The organism is Ruegeria sp. N4 (genome assembly GCF_056531425.1).
The window spans coordinates 1-24,055 of sequence record NZ_JBQFLT010000008.1 but is presented as its reverse complement, the minus strand read 5'-3'; the positions used below and the strand labels follow the sequence as shown (position 1 = coordinate 24,055).

General features: G+C 58.8%; 20 protein-coding genes. 15 read left to right on the top strand and 5 right to left on the bottom strand.

The window, feature by feature from the left end; all coding sequences use genetic code 11:
* Window positions 1–4 precede the first annotated feature (4 nt).
* The 4 genes from ACR0LW_RS13355 to nusG all read left to right on the top strand — a co-directional run bounded on the left by ACR0LW_RS13355 (window position 5) and on the right by nusG (window position 3,370).
* Complete coding sequence (locus tag ACR0LW_RS13355) at window positions 5–2,182, top strand: heavy metal translocating P-type ATPase (RefSeq protein ID WP_480882919.1); 2,178 nt, start codon at window positions 5–7, stop codon at window positions 2,180–2,182.
* Window positions 2,183–2,189: 7 nt separating this feature from the next.
* Window positions 2,190–2,348 (top strand): cbb3-type cytochrome oxidase assembly protein CcoS, encoded by a 159-nt coding sequence (gene ccoS / locus ACR0LW_RS13350; RefSeq protein WP_170455067.1) that lies wholly within the window; start codon window positions 2,190–2,192, stop codon window positions 2,346–2,348.
* 101 nt (window positions 2,349–2,449) lie between these two features.
* Entirely contained in the window at window positions 2,450–2,647 is a 198-nt protein-coding gene (gene secE / locus ACR0LW_RS13345; RefSeq protein WP_050605011.1) for a preprotein translocase subunit SecE, read from the top strand.
* A gap of 189 nt (window positions 2,648–2,836) precedes the next feature.
* On the top strand, window positions 2,837–3,370 hold the full coding sequence (nusG, locus tag ACR0LW_RS13340) for a transcription termination/antitermination protein NusG (RefSeq protein ID WP_008758130.1): 534 nt from the start codon (window positions 2,837–2,839) through the stop codon (window positions 3,368–3,370).
* A gap of 74 nt (window positions 3,371–3,444) precedes the next feature.
* Here nusG and ACR0LW_RS13335 read toward each other — a convergent pair whose 3' ends face one another.
* A complete protein-coding gene (locus ACR0LW_RS13335; protein WP_480882918.1) occupies window positions 3,445–4,077 on the bottom strand; it encodes a trimeric intracellular cation channel family protein in 633 nt (210 codons plus the stop codon).
* 111 nt (window positions 4,078–4,188) lie between these two features.
* Complete coding sequence (locus ACR0LW_RS13330; RefSeq protein WP_480882917.1) at window positions 4,189–5,121, bottom strand: hypothetical protein; 933 nt, start codon at window positions 5,119–5,121, stop codon at window positions 4,189–4,191.
* A 215-nt stretch (window positions 5,122–5,336) separates the two neighbouring features.
* On the opposite strand from ACR0LW_RS13330, the gene rplK reads away from it, so the two are divergent.
* Together rplK and rplA are read left to right on the top strand one after the other, a co-directional pair.
* The gene (gene rplK / locus ACR0LW_RS13325; protein ID WP_010440985.1) at window positions 5,337–5,786 is read left to right on the top strand and encodes a 50S ribosomal protein L11; all 450 of its coding nucleotides are present in this window, start codon (window positions 5,337–5,339) and stop codon (window positions 5,784–5,786) included.
* Between the two features lies 1 nt (window position 5,787).
* Window positions 5,788–6,486 (top strand): 50S ribosomal protein L1, encoded by a 699-nt coding sequence (gene rplA / locus ACR0LW_RS13320; RefSeq protein WP_170455063.1) that lies wholly within the window; start codon window positions 5,788–5,790, stop codon window positions 6,484–6,486.
* A 71-nt stretch (window positions 6,487–6,557) separates the two neighbouring features.
* Here the strand turns inward: rplA and ACR0LW_RS13315 are convergent, their stop codons facing one another.
* Window positions 6,558–7,517: an aminoglycoside phosphotransferase family protein gene (locus ACR0LW_RS13315; protein WP_170634385.1), complete on the bottom strand. Its 960-nt coding sequence runs from the start codon at window positions 7,515–7,517 to the stop codon at window positions 6,558–6,560.
* Between the two features lie 401 nt (window positions 7,518–7,918).
* Here ACR0LW_RS13315 and rplJ point away from each other — a divergent pair, with 401 nt between their 5' ends.
* From rplJ to ACR0LW_RS13290, 5 genes are all read left to right on the top strand, one after another.
* Window positions 7,919–8,437: a 50S ribosomal protein L10 gene (gene rplJ / locus ACR0LW_RS13310; protein ID WP_170455059.1), complete on the top strand. Its 519-nt coding sequence runs from the start codon at window positions 7,919–7,921 to the stop codon at window positions 8,435–8,437.
* Window positions 8,438–8,516: 79 nt separating this feature from the next.
* Window positions 8,517–8,891, top strand: a complete 375-nt coding sequence (gene rplL, locus ACR0LW_RS13305) for a 50S ribosomal protein L7/L12 (protein ID WP_008755409.1) — start codon at window positions 8,517–8,519, stop codon at window positions 8,889–8,891.
* Between the two features lie 250 nt (window positions 8,892–9,141).
* On the top strand, window positions 9,142–13,278 hold the full coding sequence (rpoB, locus tag ACR0LW_RS13300) for a DNA-directed RNA polymerase subunit beta (protein WP_480780922.1): 4,137 nt from the start codon (window positions 9,142–9,144) through the stop codon (window positions 13,276–13,278).
* A 50-nt stretch (window positions 13,279–13,328) separates the two neighbouring features.
* Window positions 13,329–17,570 (top strand): DNA-directed RNA polymerase subunit beta', encoded by a 4,242-nt coding sequence (gene rpoC / locus ACR0LW_RS13295; protein ID WP_480586616.1) that lies wholly within the window; start codon window positions 13,329–13,331, stop codon window positions 17,568–17,570.
* A gap of 461 nt (window positions 17,571–18,031) precedes the next feature.
* Window positions 18,032–18,901 carry a DMT family transporter gene (locus ACR0LW_RS13290; RefSeq protein WP_170737940.1) on the top strand — a complete coding sequence of 290 codons (870 nt, stop codon included), beginning with the start codon at window positions 18,032–18,034 and terminating at the stop codon, window positions 18,899–18,901.
* Here the strand turns inward: ACR0LW_RS13290 and ACR0LW_RS13285 are convergent.
* Together ACR0LW_RS13285 and ACR0LW_RS13280 are read right to left on the bottom strand one after the other, a co-directional pair.
* Window positions 18,886–19,695: a putative rhamnosyl transferase gene (locus ACR0LW_RS13285; protein WP_480586622.1), complete on the bottom strand. Its 810-nt coding sequence runs from the start codon at window positions 19,693–19,695 to the stop codon at window positions 18,886–18,888. The genes ACR0LW_RS13290 and ACR0LW_RS13285 overlap by 16 nt on opposite strands.
* Window positions 19,692–20,513, bottom strand: a complete 822-nt coding sequence (locus ACR0LW_RS13280; protein ID WP_480882916.1) for a putative rhamnosyl transferase — start codon at window positions 20,511–20,513, stop codon at window positions 19,692–19,694. Before ACR0LW_RS13280 ends, ACR0LW_RS13285 begins: the two co-directional genes overlap by 4 nt.
* A gap of 397 nt (window positions 20,514–20,910) precedes the next feature.
* Here ACR0LW_RS13280 and rpsL point away from each other — a divergent pair, with 397 nt between their 5' ends.
* From rpsL to ACR0LW_RS13260, 4 genes are all read left to right on the top strand, one after another.
* Window positions 20,911–21,282, top strand: coding sequence for a 30S ribosomal protein S12 (rpsL, locus tag ACR0LW_RS13275; protein ID WP_005621086.1), 372 nt, complete (start codon window positions 20,911–20,913; stop codon window positions 21,280–21,282).
* Window positions 21,283–21,297: 15 nt separating this feature from the next.
* Complete coding sequence (rpsG, locus tag ACR0LW_RS13270) at window positions 21,298–21,768, top strand: 30S ribosomal protein S7 (protein WP_039529242.1); 471 nt, start codon at window positions 21,298–21,300, stop codon at window positions 21,766–21,768.
* An 18-nt stretch (window positions 21,769–21,786) separates the two neighbouring features.
* The gene (gene fusA / locus ACR0LW_RS13265) at window positions 21,787–23,904 is read left to right on the top strand and encodes an elongation factor G (protein WP_480586628.1); all 2,118 of its coding nucleotides are present in this window, start codon (window positions 21,787–21,789) and stop codon (window positions 23,902–23,904) included.
* 60 nt (window positions 23,905–23,964) lie between these two features.
* On the top strand, window positions 23,965–24,055 hold a 91-nt coding region (locus ACR0LW_RS13260; RefSeq protein WP_215675807.1), incomplete at its 3' end, for a GTP-binding protein.

The following is a 24,055-nucleotide window of genomic DNA, read 5'->3' as shown; positions in this document are numbered from 1 at the left end:
CGGAGTGACGGCGCAAATCACATCCGGGACGGCGGCTTGCCCGGGGTGCATTGCGACCCCGGCGGAACCGGCGCGTCCGATCCCCGAGGATGTGCAGATTGCGCTGTCCTTGCCGGGCATCCACTGCTCGGCCTGTATTGCGAATGTCGAACGCGCATTGAACGCGCATCCCGGTGTCGAGGATGCGCGGGTCAACCTGACCCTGAAACGCGCCATGATCAAAGCCGCGCCCGAGACGCGGGCAGCGGACCTGATCCCGGTGCTGGAACGCGCCGGGTATGAGGCGCATGAGCTGGATCCGGGCGCGCTGTCGGCAACCAGTGCGGATAAGGCGGGCCGGGATTTGCTGATGCGGCTGGCGGTGGCCGGTTTCGCCTCGATGAACGTGATGTTGTTGTCGGTTTCGGTCTGGTCAGGGGCGGCGGACGCGACGCGCGACATGTTCCATTGGATTTCAGCCGCCATTGCCTTGCCTGCCATTGCCTTTTCGGCGCAGCCGTTCTTTACCAATGCCTGGTCAGCCTTGCGGGTTCGGCGCTTGAATATGGACGTGCCGATTGTGCTGGCCATCCTGTTGGCTTTGATGACGTCCCTTTGGGAAACGGCCCTGAGCGGTGAACATGCCTATTTCGACGCCGCCCTGACCCTGACTTTCTTCCTGTTGGCCGGGCGGTATCTGGATTACCGGACCCGCGCAGCCGCACGGTCCGCGGCCGAGGAACTCACGGCGCTTGAGGTGCCGCGCGCCATCCGCGTGATCGACGGGGTCGAGGAAGAGGTTGCCGTGTCAGCCCTGACCGTGGGCGATCTGATCCTCGTGCGGCCCGGTGGGCGCATGCCCGTGGACGGCCAGATAGTCTCGGGGCGGTCCGAACTGGACCGGTCTTTGCTGACCGGAGAAACCCTGCCGGTCATTGCCGAAGCAGGCCAGAGCGTCAGCGCGGGTGAGGTCAACCTGACCGGCCCGCTGACCATCCGGGCCACGGCGGTGGGTGAAGATACCTCACTCCACCGGATGGCCGATCTGGTTGCTATCGCGGAATCCGGGCGGTCCCGGTACACGTCGCTGGCGGACAAGGCAGCCAAGCTTTACGCGCCGGGCGTTCACATCCTGTCGGCACTCAGCTTCGTTGGTTGGTACATCTATTCCGGCGATCTGCGCACCGCGTTGAACATCGCGGCGGCGGTGTTGATCATCACCTGCCCCTGCGCCTTGGGGCTGGCTGTGCCTGCGGTGACGACAGCCGCCTCGGGGCGGTTGTTCCGCAAGGGGATGCTGATCAAACACGCCACCGCTCTGGAACGTCTGGCCGAGGTCGATACGGTCGTGTTCGACAAGACCGGCACGCTGACCTCCGGCGCGCCGGAACTGACCAATCTGGGCGATCATTCCCGCGCTGACCTGGAAATTGCGTTGGCCTTGGCCGAGGCATCAGCCCACCCGCTTTCGGTCGCATTGGCGCAGGCAGCACGTGCCGCCGGGGTCAAACCTGCCGCAGTGAAAGAAATCGTCGAAGTACCCGGATATGGCACAGAAGGCCTGTATCGCGATCAGCGTGTCCGACTGGGCCGCGCGGCCTGGGTCGGAGGGGCGCACGGGGCTCAGACCTCGGCCTGGCTTTCCGTCGGATCAAACCCGCCCGTGCCCTTCACATTCTCGGAGGCCCTGCGCCCCGGCGCAGCTGAAGCGGTCGAGGCGTTTGCGCGGTCGGGCAAGCAGATCATCCTGATCTCGGGCGATTCCAAAGGCGCCGTTCAGGCCTTGGCCGACAAGCTGGGTATCGAAAACTGGATTGCCGAGGCGCTGCCTCAGGACAAAGCGCGGCGCATTCAGGAGCTCAGCGATCAGGGGCGGCATGTCCTGATGGTGGGCGATGGTCTGAATGACACGGCGGCGCTGGCTGCGGCGCATGTCTCGATCTCTCCGGCCTCTGCTTTGGACGCCGCGCGGGTGGCGTCCGATATCGTTCTGTTGGGCACCGATCTGTCGCCCATCGCCGATGCTTGTGACACCGCCGTCAAAGCCACCAAACGGATTCGCGAAAACTTTCGCATTGCCACCGTGTATAACGTGATCGCCGTCCCGCTGGCGGTGATCGGGCTGGCAACGCCCCTGATCGCGGCCTTGGCGATGTCGACCTCGTCCATTACCGTGTCCCTGAACGCCCTTCGGCTGAGGTAACCCAAGAATGGAAGTACTGGCCTATCTGATCCCGATTTCCCTGTTTCTGGGGGGTGTTGGCCTGGTCGCGTTTGTCTACACCGTCCGTTCGAACCAGTATGAAGATCCCGAAGGCGACGCCCGTCGAATTCTCAGCGATGAATGGGACGATAAGCCCAAGCCGTAACCGGGTCGCATCGCCCAGGCAGAGTTGATCCGAACCGCCCTTGAAATTGCCGCAATGCCCGGCTATGTCCGGCCTATCCGCTAGCAGAGAGATCAAGCCACATGGCCACCACCAACCCGATCCAGTTCATTCAGCAAGTCCGTGCCGAAGTCTCCAAGGTCGTCTGGCCGACCCGGCGTGAGGTGCTGTTGACCACGGTCATGGTGTTCATCATGGCGGCGCTGACGGCTGTGTTTTTCGCTCTGGTCGATCTGGGTATTCGCGGCGGCTTGCAACTGATCCTGGGCGCGTTCAGCTAAGCCGGTCCGGGCGGGCGGAAACGCCACTGCCCCCTTGCACAGCACGGCGTGTCAGAGTAGGTGACATGACTATTCGGAATGGGCGTGCGGCGAATCAGGTTGCGCGCCGCTTTTTATTCCGGGTCACGCGATAGAATTTCAATGAAGGGCGCTTGCACCGCCCTGACGGCAAACAAGGACGACAGGTTCATGGCGAAACGGTGGTACTCGGTCAGCGTTCTTTCGAATTTCGAAAAGAAGATCGCAGAGCAGATCCGCACGTCGGTGGCTGAACAGGGCCTTGAGGACGATATCGACGAGGTTCTGGTGCCCACCGAAGAGGTGATCGAGGTGCGCCGGGGCAAGAAAGTCACGACCGAACGCCGTTTCATGCCCGGCTACGTTTTGGTGCATATGGAAATGTCCGATCAGGGCTATCACCTGATCAACTCGATCAACCGCGTCACCGGTTTCCTGGGCCCGCAGGGCCGCCCAATGCCCATGCGCGACGCCGAGGTGAACCAGATCCTCAACCGCGTTCAGGAAGGCGAAGAAGCGCCCAAGCTGATGATCAGCTTTGAGGTGGGTGAAAAGGTCAAGGTCAACGACGGCCCGTTCGAGGATTTCGACGGCATGGTCGAAGGCGTGGACGACGAAGCACAGAAACTGAAGGTCTCGGTTTCGATCTTCGGTCGGGAAACGCCGGTGGAACTGGATTTCACGCAGGTTACAAAGCAGAGCTAAGCTGGCTCTCAACGAATTGTAAAACGCCGCGACGCTTGGGTTCGCGGCGTTTTTGTTTGTGAACCAAGCGGTCTTTAGCTGCGTTTGGTCTGAACCATCACCCAGTCGGGCAATCTCAGATCCCAGCGAATGACGGCGGCCCGCATGGCGAATATCAAGGTTGCGCAGACGACGCCTGACACGGTCGAGTGTTCCGGAACCAGAGACAGCAGCAGGACATAAAGGGCGCATCCGACGGATACCGGAAACGCATAGATATCCCGGCTCATGAGCAATGTGGGTTGCCCGGCCAGCACGTCGCGTATGATGCCGCCGCCAACCGCCGTAACCACCCCGAGGATCACCGGCCCGACCGGCAATCCGAACCCCAACCCCCAGGCCTTGTTTGCGCCCTGAATTGCAAACAGCGCCACGCCGAGGCCATCGGTATATAGCATGAGGCGGTAAACAGACTCCTGCCGGGCAAATCTGTAGGCATAGACGGTCACAAGACTGGCGATGAGCGCCACCCAGATATAGTTCGGATCCATCGACCAGAACACCGGCGCATCCAGCACCATGTCGCGAATGGTGCCGCCGCCAATTGCGGTCACGATCCCCAAAACGCAGGCGCTGTGTATGTCGATGCCCCGCGGGGCGACCGCCAGCACGGCGGTGATTGCAAAGGCCGCCATGCCGACCACGCCGATCAGGTATTGAAAGTCCATGACCACGTGTCCGTTGTTTATTGTTCTCAGGTGCCCGGAATGGCGCGTCAGGTGGGTACCGCAGCATTTGCTTTGGTGCCGAGTGAGTAGCAAAAGTGCTTTGGGTGCAAGTCAGTTCTCTATCGAGGGTTTCTTCTTTGCAGCCTCGAACATTTCGTCAATCACTGCTAACAATCGCGGCACTTCTTCGAATGCTTCCGTAGACAGTGGGCATCCATACGGAGAGCCGCCCGGATTACAAGATTCCACTCTGGGTATTGTCATCCATTTGAGAGTGATGTGCGGCTGTGTCCCACCAGTCGCTTCCTTCAATGAAACTGTTGCAAATGTGCACAATGAGTCACACATACCTAGAATATGCCTATCATTGATCAATGGGCGTTTTGACAACAGTCGTAAATCTCTTCCTCCTTTCTCATTTGGCTCACCAGAATAGAGAAGCCAAAAATCGTCGTTGAAAGACGGTTGATCAGCGCGGATGACCGCTTGGATTGAAGGTGTTTCGTCGACCTCAAAATCAAGCCAGCGGCCGATCTTGTTGTGGCCGTAAGGGTGATCATGAGAATTGAAATTTGCTATGGTTGAAAGCATTCGATGGCCCCGACTATCGCGAAGAATTTCTGGAATGCCTGCGGCAAGTCCATAGAACGCCAGAAGATAGTGACAGCAGTTGGAGACTTTGAACCTGCCGCCGTCTGAGAAAGAGCGTCTGGTGTTGTTCTCTTCGTCCAGTTCGACATACCTGCCTGGCAAAAGTCCACCGGTGAAAGTGGGTGGTTTTTCGGTCATCAAGCCAATTGTCGGGAAATAGTACAGATCCGGCCCGAATTTGTAGGTAATGTAACCAACAGGAAATTGAGCGCAGTCTTCGACGGCGCATAGCTCTTGCCATTCACGTCGGAGTTTCTGAATTCTCTGTTCTTTCGCAGCTTCCTCCTGTTCTGACCTTGCTTTAAGGCCGAAATGTATGCTTGCCCCAAACAGGACAAGCCACAGCAAGAAAAGCCCGCCTATGAGTTTTAGAATGCGCTGCGCAATGTTCATTTGGATGATTTTTTAAATTCGACTTTTACTCACTGTAATTCCAGTACGCTGCGAAGCAATGCTCTTGCCAACCCCACCATTCCCCTATAAACGCCGCCTCTATCGTCTTCGGGCGAGATTCTCTCGTGGGAGGTTGCTGGGATCGCGATCCCGGATCGGACCACGCAACATAATCTGGGTGGAACGCGTTTCACCTTAGTTGAAAGGAAAACCAAATGGCCAAGAAGCTTGCTGGTACAATGAAGCTGCAGGTTCCTGCAGGTCAGGCGAACCCGTCGCCGCCGGTTGGTCCGGCGCTGGGTCAGCGCGGCATCAACATCATGGAATTCTGCAAGGCGTTCAACGCCAAGACCGCAGACATGGAGCCCGGCGCTCCGTGCCCGACCGTGATCACCTATTATCAGGACAAGTCCTTCACCATGGACATCAAGACGCCGCCCGCGTCTTACTACCTGAAAAAAGCGGCTGGTCTGAAGCCGGTTGGCAAGCGTAACCGCCCCCGTGGCGCGGAAAACCCCGGTCGTGAGACCGTGGCAACCGTGACCTCGAAGCAGGTGCGTGAAATCGCCGAAGCCAAAATGAAAGATCTGAACGCCAACGACGTCGAAGGCGCAATGCAGATCATCCTGGGCTCGGCCCGCTCTATGGGCATCGAGGTGAAGTAAGATGGCAAAACTCGGTAAACGTACCCGCGCTGCGCGCGAAGCTGTCGCCGGCAAGGAAAACCTGTCGGTTGAAGATGCGGTTGCTCTGGTCAAGGGCAATGCAACCTCGAAATTCGACGAGACCATCGAAATCGCGATGAACCTGGGCGTTGACACCCGTCACGCGGACCAGATGGTTCGTGGCGTTGTCGGCCTGCCGAACGGCACCGGCAAAGCGATGCGCGTTGCTGTTTTTGCGCGCGGCCCGAAAGCTGACGAAGCAAAAGAAGCTGGCGCAGATATCGTTGGCGCAGAGGACCTGATGGAAACCATTCAGGGCGGCACCATCGAATTCGATCGCTGCATTGCCACCCCGGACATGATGCCGATCGTCGGTCGTCTGGGTAAAGTTCTGGGCCCCCGCAACCTGATGCCGAACCCCAAGGTCGGCACCGTGACCATGGACGTGAAAGCAGCCGTGGAAGCAGCCAAAGGTGGCGAAGTTCAGTTCAAAGCGGAAAAAGGCGGCGTTGTGCACGCCGGTGTTGGCAAAGCGTCGTTTGACGAAGCCAAGCTGGTCGAAAACGTCCGTGCCTTCATCTCGGCTGTGGCCAAGGCCAAGCCGTCGGGTGCCAAAGGCACCTACATGAAGAAAATCGCGCTGAGCTCGACCATGGGCCCGGGCGTGACTCTGGATGTGGCGGCTGCTGCTGGCGAATAAGCCCCGGCTTTCAGTCATAGAAAATGGACCCGGGTCGTGCGAACGGCCCGGGTTTTTCTTTGCCTCAGGCGTTACAGAAAGATTTGCCGCAAGCGGGTTTCCAGGCGGTCGCGTTTGCGCTCCTCAAACTGGCTGCAAATAAAATCCGGCCGCCACAGGCGCAGCCAGTCTTTCAGCAGGCGACCGCGCAGGCAGCAATCCAGGATCTCCATGTCGATGGGGTGGCGGTAGAGCTTGAAGAACATTTGTTTGTTGGATTTCAGGACGCCGCTGCGATCCACTTCGGAGTTTGTGCTGTCGCGGAAAATGTCTGCTTTGAGAAAATCGACGATGTCATAAACGGCCAGTTTGTCCCTCGCTTCGGTGAAATCCAGACCGATGGTTGTGCCCTGACCCATGATCAGATTCAGGCCGTGAAAATCACCGTGAGAGAAGACGCGCAAGTCGGGACGGTTTCTCAGACGCGCGGCTTCGGCTAGAAAAATCTCGACCATGGGCTGGCTGACTCGGGCGATATCGGGGGGAACGAGTGTTGACAGTTCGCGGATGTTCTCGGTCATCCAGCGCGGTCGGAACGCGTAATTTGTCGGCTTCTGGATGCTGTGCAGGTGATGCAGCCACGACCCGGCACGGCGATAGATCTGGGCAACCTGTTTATCGTCGGTGCTGTTGTAGATCACGTCAACGGCGGTGGGGCGGTCGATATATTCGGTGACCATGAACGCGCCGCCGGGCGACAGGAATACCGGGCGGACGACGCGGGCGGTCTCGTGCCGTCGGAAATGATCGTGCACGCGGGTCAGCACTTGGAATTCGTTGGGCAGCCGTCCGGATTCGGGTGAGATGGTGTCGATCTTCAGTGCATAGTTCTGCGACGGGGTTTCGACCTTCATCACAAAGCGCGAACCGGGGAAGCCATGTGATCGGTAGACGCAATGAAGCCCGGTGATGTGGTCGCGCAGGTGATCGCGCGCAAATTCGTTGGCAAACTCGCGGGCCATGTCGTATTCGGAAATCGTAAGTGTCGGCATGGTCTCGCAAATCTGCGTCTGAATTTCTGCGCCCCGGCGGCGGGTCTGACAAGACAAGAGCGGTGCAATCGTGTCAATGGTCCGCCTGAACCGGACATACGGGCGATAGATCGCTGGTACGTGCAATTTACCCCTTGGAAACCGGACCTGTCTGCCCTAAGTAGACCTGCGGAATAAAGCGTGCGATTCGTCGTGCGCTTTCTTTCGTTTCGTCCAAGACGGTGGGTGGTGCCATCCGGCCCCTTAATTCCCTGCCTGAGACGGGTAAGACCAAAGAATTCTGAGGGTCCCACCCTCGGGCGCATTTTGGCCAATCCCGTAATAACGGACCTGAACGCCGGAGCGAAAGCTGCGGCAAATATGAGCCGGGGTGAGGTATCGCCCCTAACTTGGAGAGAACTGTGGATAGAGCCCAGAAAGAGAAAGTGGTCGAGGAACTCGGCCAAATCTTCGAAAGCTCTGGCGTCGTAGTGGTTGCTCACTACGCCGGTCTGACAGTTGCCGAGATGCAGGACCTTCGCGCACGTGCTCGTGACGCGGGTGGCTCCGTGCGTGTTGCCAAGAACAGGCTCGCCAAAATCGCCCTTGAGGGTAAGCCGTGTGCAAGCATGGCCGACCTGCTGACAGGGATGACCGTTCTGACCTATTCCGAGGACCCCGTGGCAGCAGCCAAGGTGGCCGAGGACTTCGCCAAGGATAACAAGAATTTTGAGATTCTTGGTGGTGCAATGGGTGAGAACGCTCTGGACCGCAAAGGCGTCGAAACAGTTTCGAAAATGCCGTCTCGCGAGGAGCTTATTGCTTCGATCGTGGGCTGCATTGGCGCACCTGCTTCGAACATCGCCGGCGCGATTGGCGCACCTGCAAGCAACATCGCAAGCATCCTTTCCACCATCGAAGAGAAGGCGGAAGCTGCGTAAGCGGTTGGCACTGAATGATCTGCGTAGGGGAAACCCCCTGACGTTGGAACACACACTGTAAACGGAAAGAGCTGATAAAATGGCTGATCTGAAAGCACTCGCAGAAAGCATCGTGGGTCTGACCCTGCTGGAAGCACAAGAACTGAAAACCATCCTCAAAGACGAATATGGCATCGAGCCCGCAGCTGGCGGCGCAGTTGTCATGGCAGCCGGTGGCGACGCCGGTGGCGCAGCTGAGGAAGAGAAAACCGAATTCGACGTCGTTCTGAAGAACGCCGGCGCTTCGAAAATCAACGTGATCAAAGAAGTTCGCGGCATCACCGGTCTGGGCCTGAAAGAAGCCAAGGAACTGGTCGAAGCTGGCGGCAAGATCAAAGAAGGCGTTGACAAGGCAGAAGCCGAAGAAGTTAAAGCCAAGCTGGAAGCAGCTGGCGCCGAGGTCGAGCTGGCCTAAGCCTGCTTACCGGTGCATCGCTGATGCGCCTGAAATTTTGGCTGGGTCCGGAGAAATCCGGGTCCAGCCGAACCTGTCTTAGAAAGGGCCTCAATCATGGGGGCGTTTTCTAAGACACGGTTTTCGGATCGGGAGGCCGCCTTCGGGACGGTGGCCATGAATTGATCCGGACGTGTTGTCTCGATTGTGCAAGATGCCGGGGCCCGACGGTGTCTTTGCCCGCTGAGAACATCGAAAGGTGACATCTGACATGGCTCAAACGTTCCTTGGCCAGAAACGTCTTCGTAAATATTACGGCAAAATCCGCGAAGTGCTGGAAATGCCGAACCTCATTGAGGTCCAGAAATCTTCTTATGATCTTTTCCTGCGCTCCGGCGATGCAGAGCAGCCCACCGACGGCGAAGGCATCAAAGGCGTGTTCCAATCGGTTTTCCCGATCAAGGATTTCAACGAAACCTCCGTTCTGGAGTTCGTGAAATACGATCTGGAAAAACCCAAATACGATGTCGAAGAGTGCATGCAGCGCGACATGACCTACAGCGCGCCGCTGAAGGTTACTCTGCGTCTGATCGTGTTTGATGTCGATGAGGACACCGGCGCGAAATCGGTCAAAGACATCAAGGAACAGGACGTGTTCATGGGCGATATGCCCCTGATGACACCGAACGGGACGTTCATCGTGAACGGTACCGAGCGTGTGATCGTGTCCCAGATGCATCGCTCGCCCGGTGTGTTCTTTGACCACGACAAGGGCAAGACCCATTCCTCGGGCAAGCTGCTGTTTGCCTGCCGCATCATCCCGTATCGCGGCAGCTGGCTGGACTTTGAGTTCGACGCCAAGGACATCGTCTTCGCCCGTATCGACCGTCGCCGTAAGCTGCCTGTGACAACCCTGCTCTATGCGCTGGGTCTGGATCAGGAAGCGATCATGGACGCGTATTACAACACCGTGTCCTACAAGCTGGACAAGAAGAAGGGTTGGGTCACGCCGTTCTTCCCTGAGCGTGTACGCGGCACCCGTCCGACCTATGATCTGGTTGACGCCAAATCCGGTGAAGTGATTGCCGAAGCAGGCAAGAAGGTCACCCCGCGCGCGGTCAAGAAGCTGATCGACGAAGGCACCGTTACCGACCTGCTGGTTCCGTTTGATCACATCGTAGGCAAATATGTTGCCAAGGACATCATCAACGAAGAAACCGGTGCGATTTATGTCGAAGCCGGTGACGAGCTGACGCTGGAATATGACAAGGACGGCGACCTGATCGGTGGCACCGCGAAAGAGCTGATCGACGCAGGCATCACCGACATTCCGGTTCTGGACATCGACAACGTCAATGTTGGTCCGTACATGCGCAACACTATGGCGCAGGACAAGAACATGAACCGCGAAAGCGCGCTCATGGACATTTACCGCGTCATGCGTCCGGGCGAGCCGCCCACCGTCGAGGCTGCGTCCGCTCTGTTCGACACTCTGTTCTTCGACAGTGAGCGTTATGACCTGTCCGCTGTTGGCCGCGTGAAGATGAACATGCGTCTGGCTCTGGACGCGCCGGACACCCTGCGTACCCTGCGCCGCGAAGACATCGTGGCCTGCGTCAAGGCGCTGGTTGAACTGCGTGACGGCAAAGGCGACGTGGACGATATCGACCACCTCGGCAACCGTCGTGTCCGTTCGGTCGGCGAGTTGATGGAAAACCAGTACCGCGTTGGCCTGCTGCGCATGGAGCGCGCGATCAAGGAGCGTATGTCGTCGGTCGAGATTGACACCGTCATGCCGCAGGACCTGATCAACGCGAAACCGGCTGCGGCTGCGGTTCGCGAATTCTTCGGCTCGTCGCAGCTGTCGCAGTTCATGGACCAGACCAACCCGCTGTCGGAAGTCACCCACAAACGCCGTCTCTCGGCGCTTGGCCCGGGTGGTCTGACACGTGAGCGTGCGGGCTTTGAGGTGCGCGACGTGCACCCGACCCACTATGGCCGGATGTGCCCGATTGAAACGCCCGAAGGTCCGAACATCGGTCTGATCAACTCGCTGGCCACCTTCGCCCGCGTGAACAAGTATGGCTTCATCGAAACACCGTACCGCGTCGTCAAAGACGCCGAGGTGACCGATGAGGTCCATTATATGTCCGCGACCGAAGAAATGCGTCACACCGTGGCGCAGGCGAACGCGACGCTGGATGCGGATGGCAAGTTCATCAACGATCTGGTTTCGACCCGTCAGGCCGGTGACTACACGCTTGCCCCGCGCGAGAATGTGGACCTGATCGACGTATCTCCGAAACAGCTGGTATCGGTCGCTGCATCGCTGATTCCATTCCTTGAAAATGACGACGCCAACCGCGCTCTGATGGGCTCGAACATGCAACGTCAGGCGGTTCCGCTGCTGCGGGCCGAGGCACCGCTGGTCGGGACGGGCATCGAGGAAAAGGTTGCGATCGACTCGGGCGCTGCGATTCAGGCGAAACGCGCCGGTATCATCGACCAGGTCGATGCCCAGCGTATCGTTATCCGCGCCACTGAAGATCTGGAACTGGGCGACGCTGGCGTTGACATCTACCGTCTGCGCAAGTTCCAGCGTTCGAACCAGAACACCTGCATCAACCAGCGTCCGCTGATCAAGGTGGGTGATACCGTCCAGAAGGGCGAGGTCATTGCCGATGGTCCGTCGACCGATATGGGTGAACTGGCCCTTGGTAAGAACGTGGTTGTCGCGTTCATGCCGTGGAACGGTTACAACTACGAAGACTCGATCCTGATCTCGGAACGTATCGCGCGTGATGACGTCTTTACCTCGGTCCATATCGAGGAATTCGAAGTCGCCGCCCGTGACACCAAGCTGGGTCCGGAAGAGATCACCCGCGACATCCCGAACGTCGGTGAAGAAGCGCTGCGCAACCTCGACGAGGCGGGCATTGTTTACATCGGTGCGGATGTTGAGCCGGGCGATATTCTGGTCGGTAAGATCACCCCGAAGGGCGAAAGCCCGATGACCCCGGAAGAAAAGCTGCTGCGCGCCATCTTTGGTGAAAAAGCATCTGACGTGCGCGACACCTCGCTGCGCGTGAAGCCGGGCGATTACGGTACGGTCGTCGAGGTCCGCGTCTTCAACCGTCACGGCGTCGAAAAAGACGAGCGTGCGCTGCAGATCGAGCGTGAGGAAGTTGAACGTCTGGCCCGTGACCGGGACGACGAACTGGCGATCCTTGACCGCAACATCTATGCGCGTCTGCAGGGCCTGATCCTGGGTAAAACCGCTGTCAAAGGCCCGAAGGGCGTCAAGGCAGGCTCGGTGATCACCGAGGAGCTGCTGGAAACCCTGACCCGCGGTCAGTGGTGGCAGCTGGCGCTGGAAGGCGAACAGGACGCGCAGATCGTCGAAGCTCTGAACGAGCAGTACGAAGTGCAGAAACGTGCTCTGGACGCCCGTTTTGAAGACAAGGTCGAGAAAGTCCGCCGTGGCGACGACCTGCCGCCGGGTGTGATGAAGATGGTCAAAGTCTTCATCGCCGTGAAGCGCAAGCTGCAGCCGGGCGACAAGATGGCCGGTCGTCACGGGAACAAAGGTGTGATCTCCAAGGTTGTTCCGATGGAAGACATGCCGTTCCTGGCCGATGGTACGCCGGTTGACTTCTGTCTGAACCCGCTGGGTGTGCCTTCGCGTATGAACGTTGGTCAGATCCTTGAAACCCACATGGGTTGGGCCGCGCGCGGTCTGGGTCTGAACATCGACGACGCCTTGGGTGAATACCGCCGTTCCGGCGATCTGACCCCGGTGCGCGAAGCGATGAAGCTGGCCTATGGCGAGGATGTCTACGAAGAAGGCATCACCGGTCTGGACGAGGATGGCCTGATCGAGGCGGCGGGCAACGTGACCCGCGGTGTTCCGATCGCAACCCCGGTCTTCGACGGCGCCAAAGAGGCTGACGTCAACGACGCGCTGGTGCGCGCGGGCTTCTCGGAAAGCGGTCAGTCGGTTCTGTTCGACGGGCGTACCGGTGAGCAATTCGCGCGTCCGGTGACCGTGGGCATCAAGTACCTGCTGAAACTGCACCACCTTGTGGACGACAAGATCCACGCGCGTTCGACCGGGCCGTACAGCCTAGTTACTCAGCAGCCGCTGGGTGGTAAGGCGCAGTTCGGTGGTCAGCGCTTTGGTGAGATGGAAGTCTGGGCTCTGGAAGCTTACGGCGCCGCCTACACCCTGCAGGAGATGCTGACCGTGAAATCGGATGACGTCGCCGGCCGGACCAAGGTCTATGAGTCGATCGTCAAGGGCGAGGATAACTTTGAAGCGGGCGTACCGGAATCGTTCAACGTTCTGGTTAAAGAAGTCCGTGGCCTCGGCCTGAATATGGAACTCCTGGATGCGGAGGTTGAGGAGTAAGGGCGCGGCCCTTTCTCCCGTCCCCCCTTCCGCAAGATTTGAGGTAACAAATGAACCAGGAAATCACCAACAACCCGTTCAACCCGCTGACGCCCCCGAAGGTCTTTGACGAGATCAAGGTCTCGTTGGCGTCGCCCGAGCGGATCCTGTCTTGGTCCTATGGCGAGATCAAGAAACCCGAAACCATCAACTACCGGACGTTCAAGCCCGAGCGTGACGGCCTGTTCTGCGCGCGTATCTTTGGCCCGATCAAAGATTACGAATGTCTGTGCGGCAAATATAAGCGGATGAAATATCGCGGCGTTGTCTGCGAGAAATGCGGTGTGGAAGTCACCCTGCAGAAAGTCCGCCGTGAGCGTATGGGCCACATCGAACTGGCCGCGCCCGTTGCGCATATCTGGTTCCTGAAATCGCTGCCGTCCCGCATCGGTCTGATGCTGGACATGACGCTGCGCGATCTGGAACGCGTTCTGTACTTTGAAAACTATGTCGTCATCGAGCCCGGTCTGACCGACCTGACCTACGGCCAGATGCTGACCGAAGAAGAGTACATGGACGCGCAGGATGCCTATGGCATGGACGCGTTCACCGCCAATATCGGTGCTGAAGCCATCCGTGAGATGCTGGCCCAGATCGATCTGGAAGCCGAAGCCGAGCAGCTGCGCGCTGATCTGGCCGAAGCAACCGGCGAACTGAAGCCCAAGAAGATCATCAAGCGTCTGAAGGTTGTTGAATCCTTCCTCGAGTCGGGCAACCGGCCCGAGTGGATGGTGATGACTGTGATCCCGGTCATTCCACCGGAACTGCGTCCGCTGGTTCCGCTGGATGGTGGCCGTTTTGCGACCTCGGATCTGAACGATCTGTATCGCCGCGTCATCAACCGGAACAACCGTCTGAAGCGTCTGATCGAGCTGCGCGCGCCTGACATCATCGTCCGCAACGAAAAGCGGATGCTGCAGGAATCCGTTGACGCTCTGTTCGACAACGGCCGCCGTGGCCGCGTGATCACCGGCGCCAACAAGCGTCCGCTGAAATCGTTGTCCGACATGCTGAAAGGTAAGCAGGGTCGTTTCCGTCAGAACCTTCTGGGTAAGCGCGTCGACTTCTCGGGCCGTTCGGTCATTGTGACCGGTCCGGAGTTGAAGCTGCATCAGTGTGGTCTGCCCAAGAAGATGGCGCTGGAGCTGTTCAAGCCGTTCATCTATTCGCGCCTTGAAGCCAAGGGTCTGTCTTCGACCGTGAAACAGGCGAAGAAACTGGTCGAGAAAGAGCGTCCCGAAGTGTGGGATATCCTCGACGAGGTGATCCGCGAACACCCAGTCATGTTGAACCGTGCGCCGACGCTGCACCGTCTTGGCATCCAGGCGTTCGAGCCGGTCCTGATCGAAGGTAAAGCCATTCAGCTGCACCCGCTGGTCTGTTCTGCCTTTAACGCCGACTTCGACGGTGACCAGATGGCGGTTCACGTGCCCCTCAGCCTTGAGGCGCAGCTGGAAGCCCGTGTTCTGATGATGTCGACGAACAACGTTCTGTCGCCTGCAAACGGCGCGCCCATTATCGTTCCGTCGCAGGATATGATCCTGGGTCTCTACTATGTGACCCTGGAACGCGAAGGTATGCCGGGCGAAGGCAAGGTCTTTGGTTCGATCGAAGAAGTTCAGCACGCGCTGGACGCCGGTGAAGTGCATCTGCACACCAAAATCACCGCGCGGATCACGCAGATCGACGACGAAGGCAACGAAGTTCAGAAGCGCTATGAAACCACACCGGGCCGTTTGCGCCTGGGTGCGTTGTTGCCGATGAACAACAAGGCGCCGTTCGAACTGGTCAACCGCCTGCTGCGGAAGAAAGAAGTGCAGCAGGTGATCGACACCGTCTACCGTTACTGCGGTCAGAAAGAGTCGGTCATCTTCTGTGACCAGATCATGTCGATGGGCTTCAAAGAAGCGTTCAAGGCGGGCATTTCGTTCGGCAAGGACGACATGGTCATTCCGGACGACAAGTGGGGCATCGTTGATGACACCCGCGGTCAGGTGAAGGACTTTGAACAGCAGTACATGGACGGTCTGATCACTCAGGGCGAAAAGTATAACAAGGTTGTCGATGCCTGGTCGAAGTGTAACGACCGCGTCACCGAAGCCATGATGTCGACGATCTCGTCGTCGGATCGGGCAGAGGACGGGTCCGAGCAGGAACCGAACTCGGTCTACATGATGGCCCACTCGGGTGCGCGTGGCTCGGTCACTCAGATGAAACAGCTGGGCGGTATGCGCGGCCTGATGGCCAAGCCGAACGGTGACATCATCGAGACGCCGATCATCTCGAACTTTAAAGAAGGTCTGACCGTTCTCGAGTACTTCAACTCGACCCACGGTGCCCGTAAGGGTCTGTCGGATACCGCTCTGAAGACGGCGAACTCGGGCTACCTGACCCGTCGTCTGGTGGACGTGGCGCAGGACTGCATCGTTCGTGAGATCGACTGTGGCACTGAGCGTGCGATCACTGCCGAAGCCGCTGTGAACGACGGTGAGGTTGTTGCCTCGCTGGCCGAACGTGTGCTGGGCCGTGTCGCTGCTGACGATGTTCTGCGCCCGGGCACGGACGAGGTGATCGTCGCAGCCGGTCAGTTGATCGACGAACGCATGGCGGACACCATCGACGAAGCCGGTGTTGCCTCGATGCGCATCCGCTCGCCTCTGACCTGTGAGTCCGAGGAAGGCGTCTGCGCAACTTGCTACGGTCGTGACCTGGCCCGCGGTACCATGGTGAACACGGGTGAAGCTGTCGGCATCATCGCCGCCCAGTCCATCGGTGAACCCGGTACGCAGCTGACGATGCGGACCTTCCACATCGGTGGTGTTGCCCAAGGTGGTCAGCAGTCGTTCCAGGAAGCCAACCAGGAAGGCGTTGTCGCGTTCGAGAACCCGCAGATTCTGGTCAATGCCGCAGGTGAAAGCCTGGTCATGGGCCGGAACATGAAGCTGGTGATCAACGACGAGCACGGCGAAGAGCGTGCCAGCTTCAAGCTGGGCTACGGTTCCAAGCTGTTCGTCAAGGACGGCACCAAAGTGGCCCGTGGCGACAAGCTGTTCGAATGGGACCCGTACACCCTGCCGATCATCGCCGAGAAAGCCGGTACCGCGAAATATGTCGATCTGGTTTCGGGCCTTGCCGTCCGCGACGAGACCGACGAAGCAACCGGCATGACCCAGAAGATCGTGATCGACTGGCGCGCGGCCCCCAAAGGCAGCGACCTGAAGCCCGAGATCATTCTGGTCGGTGAAGATGGCGAGCCGGTCCGCAACGATGCGGGCAACCCGGTTCACTATCCGATGTCGGTGGATGCGATCCTGTCGGTCGAAGACGGTCAGCAGGTCGAAGCCGGTGACGTTGTCGCGCGTATCCCGCGTGAAGGCGCCAAGACCAAGGACATCACCGGTGGTCTGCCGCGTGTGGCTGAACTGTTCGAAGCCCGTCGTCCCAAGGATCACGCGATCATCGCAGAAGCCGATGGTTACGTGCGCTTTGGCCGCGACTACAAGAACAAGCGCCGCATCAGCATCGAACCGGCTGACGAGTCCATGGAGACCATCGAGTACATGGTGCCCAAGGGCAAGCACATCCCGGTCGCCGAAGGGGACTTCATCCAGAAGGGTGAATACCTGATGGACGGTAACCCGGCTCCGCATGACATCCTGTCCATCATGGGTGTCGAAGCGCTGGCGGATTACATGATCGACGAGGTGCAGGACGTCTATCGTCTGCAGGGCGTGAAGATCAACGACAAGCACATCGAGGTCATCGTGCGCCAGATGCTGCAGAAGTGGGAGATCCTGGATTCAGGCGACACCACCCTTCTGAAAGGCGAGCATGTCGACAAGCAGGAGTTCGACGCAGCCAACGAGAAGACCATCGCCCGTGGTGGTCGTCCGGCGCAGGGCGAGCCGATCCTTCTGGGGATCACCAAAGCCTCGCTGCAGACGCGTTCGTTCATCTCGGCGGCCTCGTTCCAGGAAACCACCCGCGTTCTGACCGAGGCTTCGGTTCAGGGCAAGAAGGACAAGCTGGTTGGCCTGAAAGAGAACGTCATCGTCGGACGTCTGATCCCCGCCGGTACCGGTGGTGCGACCCAGGCCGTCCGCCACATCGCGCAGTCGCGTGACAACGTGGTCATCGAAGCCCGTCGGGAAGAAGCCGAAGCCGCCGCTGCTCTGGCCGCCCCGGCATTCGACGACGACATGGTGGGGGATGAGCTGGACGTTCTGGTGGAAACCCCGGAAAGCCGCGAGTAAGTTTCGCTTAAGACAATTGAAAAAGGCCCCGCGATTGCGCGGGGCCTTTTTTTGTTCAGTGCGCCGACACCTATAGCAACGGCATTCTTGGAAGGTCGGTTGGATCAGGTACGGCTCCGGCTGCCGCAATAAGCGAACAGTTCTGCCAGCTGTTGTAACGGGCGAATAGACGGCAATATTCGGCTGTAATCAAAATGACCTCACATTTTTGGGATTTTTTTTGAGAAAAGCGGGCGATTTGCGTCGAGTGTGGGCAAATACACCGTGCCCGGTGCAGCCTGCGGCTGTATCGGGTGCCAATCAGTTTACAGGTGCTGCGGGTTTTGGATAGGCCCTTTTGGCCTGGACAGGTGTCTCCCCACACCACCGTCATGCTGGGCGAGATCATTGATTGATGAGTTGACATTTCAGCGACCTGAAAGACCAATGCCCAAAAGCATTTGTATTTGGATCAGACTAGAATGACCCCCAATGTCAGAGGCGCGCTGTTGATGATGGGTAGCATGATGGCCTTTACCGTCAACGACACACTGGTGAAGGTTGCGCTGCAGGACCTGCCTTTGTTCCAGTTGATCGCGATGCGAGGTGTGCTGGCGACGGTGCTGATCTATCTGCTGGCCCGGCATCTTGGGGCGCTGCATCTGAACTTTCCGCGGCATGACAAAATCCTGGTTGCCCTGCGGTGTCTGACGGAATTGTCGGCCACGTTCTTCTTTCTGGTGGCCTTGAAAAACATGCCGCTGGCGAATGTGACGGCGGTTTTGCAGGCGTTGCCGCTGACCGTGACGCTGGGGGCGGCGCTGTTTTTCAATGAAAGCATCGGTTGGCGGCGGATGATCGCCATTGCGATTGGGTTCGCCGGAATGCTGCTGATCGTCCGACCGGGGCCCGAGGGGTTCAACCTGTATGCGGTCTACGCGCTGATTGCGATGCTGTCGGTTACTGTGCGCGATCTGATCACGCGGCGCATGTCGGCACAGGTGCCTTCGATGGTGGTCACTCTGGCGACGTCCTTGTCAATCACGGTGACGGCGGCGATCATCTCGGTGTTCGAAGGCTGGGTGCCGGTTGCGCATGTAACCGGTGGGTTGGTGGCGGCTGCGGCCGTGTTTGTTCTGATGGGTTATACGTTCAGCGTGATGGTCATGCGGGTGGGCGAGGTCGGATTTGTCGCCCCGTTCCGCTATTCCAGCCTGTTATGGGCGCTGGGTCTGGGCTGGCTTGTCTTTGGGGATTGGCCGGACAGCGTCACGCTGATGGGTGCGGCCTTGGTTGTCGTGGCGGGGCTGTTCACGCTCCTGCGCGAGCGGTCGCTTCAATCGGACGACTGAACCTGCCGCAGAGCATCCGGATCAATCGCAAAACGCTGGCGCAGGATCTGTTCATCGGCGGGTCGGACAGGCGTCAGGTCATTCAGGTTTTTCCGGGCCTGAGGCGAGTCGTTATGCGCATGCAGTGCGCGCACCCACATCGGGCTGTCCGGCAGGGTGACGACCGGCATGACCCGGCTGATCTTGTTGTGGGTGAAGTTCATGATGGATTTTGGGTTGCCTGCCGCGACATACATGCCCAAACCGGCCGTGACCAAAGGCCGGTGAATCTGCGCCGTAAAGACGCCCGCATCCCCGGAATGCAACAGATAGCCGCTATTGAAATCGATGCCCACTGTGTCGTGCTGTTTCAGGGTTCCGCCGCAATCCTGCGCCGCCGCTCGCAAGCGTTGGACAAAATCGATGGCAATGGCATCGTCATCGTCGTGGCGGAATTGCAGGCAGGGCTGGTCCGGGTCCTTGCGCGCTGCGTTCAGCACCTCTTGCATGACTTTGCGGTGCCGCTTTGGCGGTTTGGGGATGATCTGCACCTGCGGCAGGTCCCGCGTGATGTCGCGTAGCCGGTGCAGGGCCGGTTCGGGCAGACACTCGCCGACAACGATCAGAAACTGGAAGCGCTCATCCGTCTGGTGCCGCAGGCAGGGCAGGGTCAGCGTTTCGAAAAGGTGGAAACGCTGCTCCAACCTGACCGGGTCATAGAGAAAACGCCGCCGATCCTCGATCGTGTCATGCATGACTTGAAAGCCGCCAACGGCAGGGTATGAAAACCGACACAGACCGATAACCTGCATCATGGCCGGTCGTCCGGTTTTTTGCTGTGGGCTGCCTGCACGGCATCGGAGTCGATGGCAAAGCGGGCGATGAATTCCCCGGCTTGCTGCGGCGTCAGCGGGCGAAGCTCGGTTTTGTCCGTCCGCGCATGGGGCGAGTCGTTGAACCCGTTCAGCCCGCGCACCCACATCGGCGCATCAGGTTGGCTGATCACTGGCATGAACCGGGCCAATCGGTTGTGCAATCGGTCGAATATGGTTCTGCTGCTGCCGCCCTGAACAAACATCCCAAGGCCGACGGCCAACAGCGAGCGCATGACGGCGGTGGCCTGAATCCCACCCGGCCCGAACCGCGCCAGATAGCCTGAGTTGAAGTCGATCCCGACACTCTCATACCGTTGCATCAGGCCTGCGTTGTCGTTTGCCGTCCGGCGCAGCCGTTCGACAAAATCCACCGAGACCGCGTCGTCGTCATCATTTCGGAACTGTATGCAGGGTTGATCCGGCGTCTGGCGTGCGGTGTTCAGAACGTCGCGAACCACAGCTTTGTGAGGCGCGGCGTCCTTCTGGAAAATGCGGATCTGGCGCACGTCGGACGTGACGTCTTGCAGTCGCTCAAGAAAGGGTTTGGGCAAACAGGTTCCGGTCAGCAGGATCAGATCGAAATCCGGATCGGTCTGTTCGCGAAAGCAGGGCAGGGTGGTGGTTTCGAAAAGGCGGAACCGTTCTTCCAGCCGGGCGGGGCTGTATAGGTAGGCCCGCCGGTCCTCGACCGTGTCATGCAGGATCTGAAAGCCGTCAGTGGCGGGAAAGGAAAAACGGCACAGGCCGAGGATTTGCATGATTCACCCGCTGGGACATCCGATGCGGCGACTATGCCCGCGCATCCGATGGGCTGCAACGAATGGAACGATTGCCAAACCGGAGCACGCCCTGATAAATCGCCCCAACACGGCCAGTTGACCTGCGGACCGGGTGTGCTGTTGACACTTGGGCCGACTCCCCTTAATACGCGCGACATCTCGGTACCGGGGGCCGCCCCATAACCGATTTCAGTAATGAACTGGTCAAGGCCCGGACAATTTTGCCGTTCGCGCCCTCTGATAACCAACCGCGACGTTCACCTCGGAATGGGAACGCTCGCGGATTTTGCGCTTGTGGACGCATGAGTGCAGCAAATTTAACCGCACGCAACCCGCGTGCATGTCATGTGTGTTGCAAAACGGGGAAGAAACCGGAATGCCAACTATTCAACAGCTGATCCGCAAACCGCGGCAGCCCAAAGTAAAACGCTCGAAGTCCATGCACCTGGAGCAGTGCCCGCAGAAACGCGGCGTCTGCACCCGCGTGTACACCACCACACCGAAAAAGCCGAACTCGGCTATGCGTAAGGTTGCCAAGGTGCGCCTGACCAACGGGTTCGAGGTGATCTCGTACATCCCCGGTGAAAGCCACAACCTGCAGGAACACTCGGTTGTTCTGATCCGTGGCGGCCGTGTGAAAGACCTTCCCGGTGTGCGTTACCACATCCTGCGCGGTGTTCTGGATACTCAGGGCGTCAAAGATCGTAAGCAACGTCGTTCGAAATACGGCGCGAAGCGTCCCAAGTAAGAAGGAGAGGCTGATATGTCACGTCGTCACGCCGCCGAAAAACGCGAAGTCCTGCCTGACGCCAAATTTGGCGACAAGGTTCTGACCAAATTCATGAACAACCTGATGATCGACGGCAAGAAGTCGGTCGCAGAGCGCATCGTCTACAACGCCTTTGACCGCGTTGAGAACAAGATCAAGCGCGCACCTGTCGAAGTGTTCCACGAAGCGCTCGACAACATCAAACCGTCGGTCGAGGTTCGCTCGCGCCGGGTTGGTGGTGCAACTTATCAGGTTCCGGTCGAAGTCCGCCCCGAGCGCCGCGAAGCACTGGCCATCCGCTGGCTGATCACTGCAGCGCGCGGCCGCAACGAAAACACCATGGAAGAACGCCTCGCCGGTGAGCTGCTGGACGCTGTACAGTCCCGCGGTACCGCCGTGAAGAAGCGCGAAGACACCCACAAGATGGCCGAGGCGAACAAAGCCTTCAGCCACTACCGTTGGTAATTCAGAGGCTTATCAAAAATGGCACGCGAATATCCGCTCGAACTGTACCGTAACTTCGGTATCATGGCGCACATCGACGCAGGTAAGACCACCTGCTCGGAGCGTATCCTGTATTACACTGGTAAATCCCACAACATCGGTGAGGTGCACGATGGTGCAGCCACCATGGACTGGATGGAGCAGGAGCAGGAACGCGGCATCACCATCACTTCGGCTGCGACCACCACGTTCTGGGAACGCACCGAGGACGGTCAGACCGCCGATACCCCCAAGCACCGCCTGAACATCATCGACACCCCCGGTCACGTTGACTTCACCATCGAAGTTGAGCGTTCGCTGGCGGTTCTCGACGGTGCCGTCTGCGTTCTGGACGCAAACGCCGGTGTTGAGCCCCAGACCGAAACCGTGTGGCGTCAGGCTGACCGCTACAAGGTTCCGCGTATGGTTTTCGTCAACAAGATGGACAAGATCGGCGCAGACTTCTTCAACTGCGTTCGCATGATCGAAGACCGCACCGGCGCACGCGCTGTTCCGGTTGGTATTCCGATCGGCGCCGAGTCCGAGCTGGAAGGTCTGATCGACCTGGTCACCATGGAAGAGTGGCTGTGGCAGGGTGAAGATCTGGGCGCAAGCTGGATCAAAGCTCCGATCCGCGACAGCCTGAAAGACATGGCTGACGAATGGCGCGGCAAGATGATCGAAGCGGCCGTCGAAATGGACGACGACGCGATGATGGAATACCTGGAAGGCAATGAGCCCGACGTTGAGACCCTGCGCGCCCTGCTGCGCAAGGGTACTCTGGACATCGCGTTCGTTCCGGTTCTGGGTGGTTCGGCGTTCAAGAACAAAGGCGTTCAGCCGCTGCTCAACGCTGTGATCGACTATCTGCCCAGCCCGCTGGACGTTGTCGATTACATGGGCTTCAAACCCGGCGACGAGGAAGAAGTTCGTGACATCGCCCGTCGTGCCGATGACGAGATGGCCTTCTCGGGTCTGGCGTTCAAAATCATGAACGACCCCTTCGTTGGCTCGCTGACCTTCACCCGGATCTACTCGGGCACCATGAACAAGGGTGACTCGATCCTGAACTCGACCAAAGGTAAGAAAGAGCGCATCGGTCGCATGATGATGATGCACTCGAACAACCGGGAAGAGATCGAAGAAGCGTTTGCAGGCGACATCATCGCGCTGGCGGGTCTGAAAGACACCACCACCGGTGACACCCTGTGTGATGCGAAGGATCCGGTGGTTCTGGAAACCATGACCTTCCCAGATCCGGTGATCGAGATCGCGGTCGAGCCCAAAACCAAGGGCGACCAGGAGAAAATGTCCCAGGGTCTGGCCCGTCTGGCCGCCGAAGACCCGTCCTTCCGTGTGGAAACCGACCTGGAATCGGGTCAGACCATCATGAAGGGCATGGGCGAACTTCACCTGGACATCCTGGTTGACCGTCTGAAGCGCGAGTTCAAGGTTGAAGCGAACATTGGTGCACCGCAGGTGGCCTATCGTGAAACCATCTCGATGCCGGTCGAGCACACCTACACCCACAAGAAACAGTCGGGTGGTTCGGGTCAGTTCGGCGAAGTTAAGCTGGAAATCCAGCCGACCGAGCCGGGCGAAGGCTATTCGTTCGAAAGCCGCATCGTTGGTGGTGCCGTTCCGAAGGAATACATCCCGGGTGTTGAAAAAGGCATCAACTCGGTCATGGATAGCGGCCCGCTGGCTGGCTTCCCCGTGATCGACTTCAAGGTTGCCCTGCTGGACGGTAAGTTCCACGACGTTGACTCGAGCGTTCTGGCGTTCGAAATCGCGGCCCGTATGTGTATGCGTGAAGGTATGCGCAAAGCTGGCGCGAAACTGCTGGAACCGATCATGAAGGTCGAAGTGATTACCCCGGAAGAATATACCGGCGGTATCATCGGCGACCTGACCTCGCGTCGTGGCCAGGTGTCTGGTCAGGAACCGCGCGGCAACGCGATCGCGATCGACGCGTTCGTTCCGCTGGCGAACATGTTCGGCTACATCAACACCCTGCGTTCGATGTCGTCGGGCCGTGCCCAGTTCACCATGCAGTTCGATCACTACGATCCGGTTCCGCAGAACATCTCGGACGAGATCCAGGCGAAATACGCATAAGCGAAGATTTGAGGGAGCTCCGGTCAGGGGCTCCCTTCATTACCGAAAAAGGAGGCCATCATGGCAAAGGAAAAGTTTGAGCGTACAAAACCGCACGTCAACATCGGCACGATTGGCCACGTTGACCACGGCAAGACCACGCTGACCGCAG

Coding starts and splice junctions, on each gene's coding strand:
- ccoS (WP_170455067.1), top strand. CDS start 2,190: ATGGAAGTACTGGCCTATCTGATCCCGATTTCCCTGTTTCTGGGGGGT.
- secE (WP_050605011.1), top strand. CDS start 2,450: ATGGCCACCACCAACCCGATCCAGTTCATTCAGCAAGTCCGTGCCGAA.
- nusG (WP_008758130.1), top strand. CDS start 2,837: ATGGCGAAACGGTGGTACTCGGTCAGCGTTCTTTCGAATTTCGAAAAG.
- ACR0LW_RS13335 (WP_480882918.1), bottom strand. CDS start 4,077: ATGGACTTTCAATACCTGATCGGCGTGGTCGGCATGGCGGCCTTTGCA.
- ACR0LW_RS13330 (WP_480882917.1), bottom strand. CDS start 5,121: ATGAACATTGCGCAGCGCATTCTAAAACTCATAGGCGGGCTTTTCTTG.
- rplK (WP_010440985.1), top strand. CDS start 5,337: ATGGCCAAGAAGCTTGCTGGTACAATGAAGCTGCAGGTTCCTGCAGGT.
- rplA (WP_170455063.1), top strand. CDS start 5,788: ATGGCAAAACTCGGTAAACGTACCCGCGCTGCGCGCGAAGCTGTCGCC.
- ACR0LW_RS13315 (WP_170634385.1), bottom strand. CDS start 7,517: ATGCCGACACTTACGATTTCCGAATACGACATGGCCCGCGAGTTTGCC.
- rplL (WP_008755409.1), top strand. CDS start 8,517: ATGGCTGATCTGAAAGCACTCGCAGAAAGCATCGTGGGTCTGACCCTG.
- rpoB (WP_480780922.1), top strand. CDS start 9,142: ATGGCTCAAACGTTCCTTGGCCAGAAACGTCTTCGTAAATATTACGGC.
- rpoC (WP_480586616.1), top strand. CDS start 13,329: ATGAACCAGGAAATCACCAACAACCCGTTCAACCCGCTGACGCCCCCG.
- ACR0LW_RS13290 (WP_170737940.1), top strand. CDS start 18,032: ATGACCCCCAATGTCAGAGGCGCGCTGTTGATGATGGGTAGCATGATG.
- ACR0LW_RS13285 (WP_480586622.1), bottom strand. CDS start 19,695: ATGATGCAGGTTATCGGTCTGTGTCGGTTTTCATACCCTGCCGTTGGC.
- ACR0LW_RS13280 (WP_480882916.1), bottom strand. CDS start 20,513: ATGCAAATCCTCGGCCTGTGCCGTTTTTCCTTTCCCGCCACTGACGGC.
- rpsL (WP_005621086.1), top strand. CDS start 20,911: ATGCCAACTATTCAACAGCTGATCCGCAAACCGCGGCAGCCCAAAGTA.
- rpsG (WP_039529242.1), top strand. CDS start 21,298: ATGTCACGTCGTCACGCCGCCGAAAAACGCGAAGTCCTGCCTGACGCC.
- fusA (WP_480586628.1), top strand. CDS start 21,787: ATGGCACGCGAATATCCGCTCGAACTGTACCGTAACTTCGGTATCATG.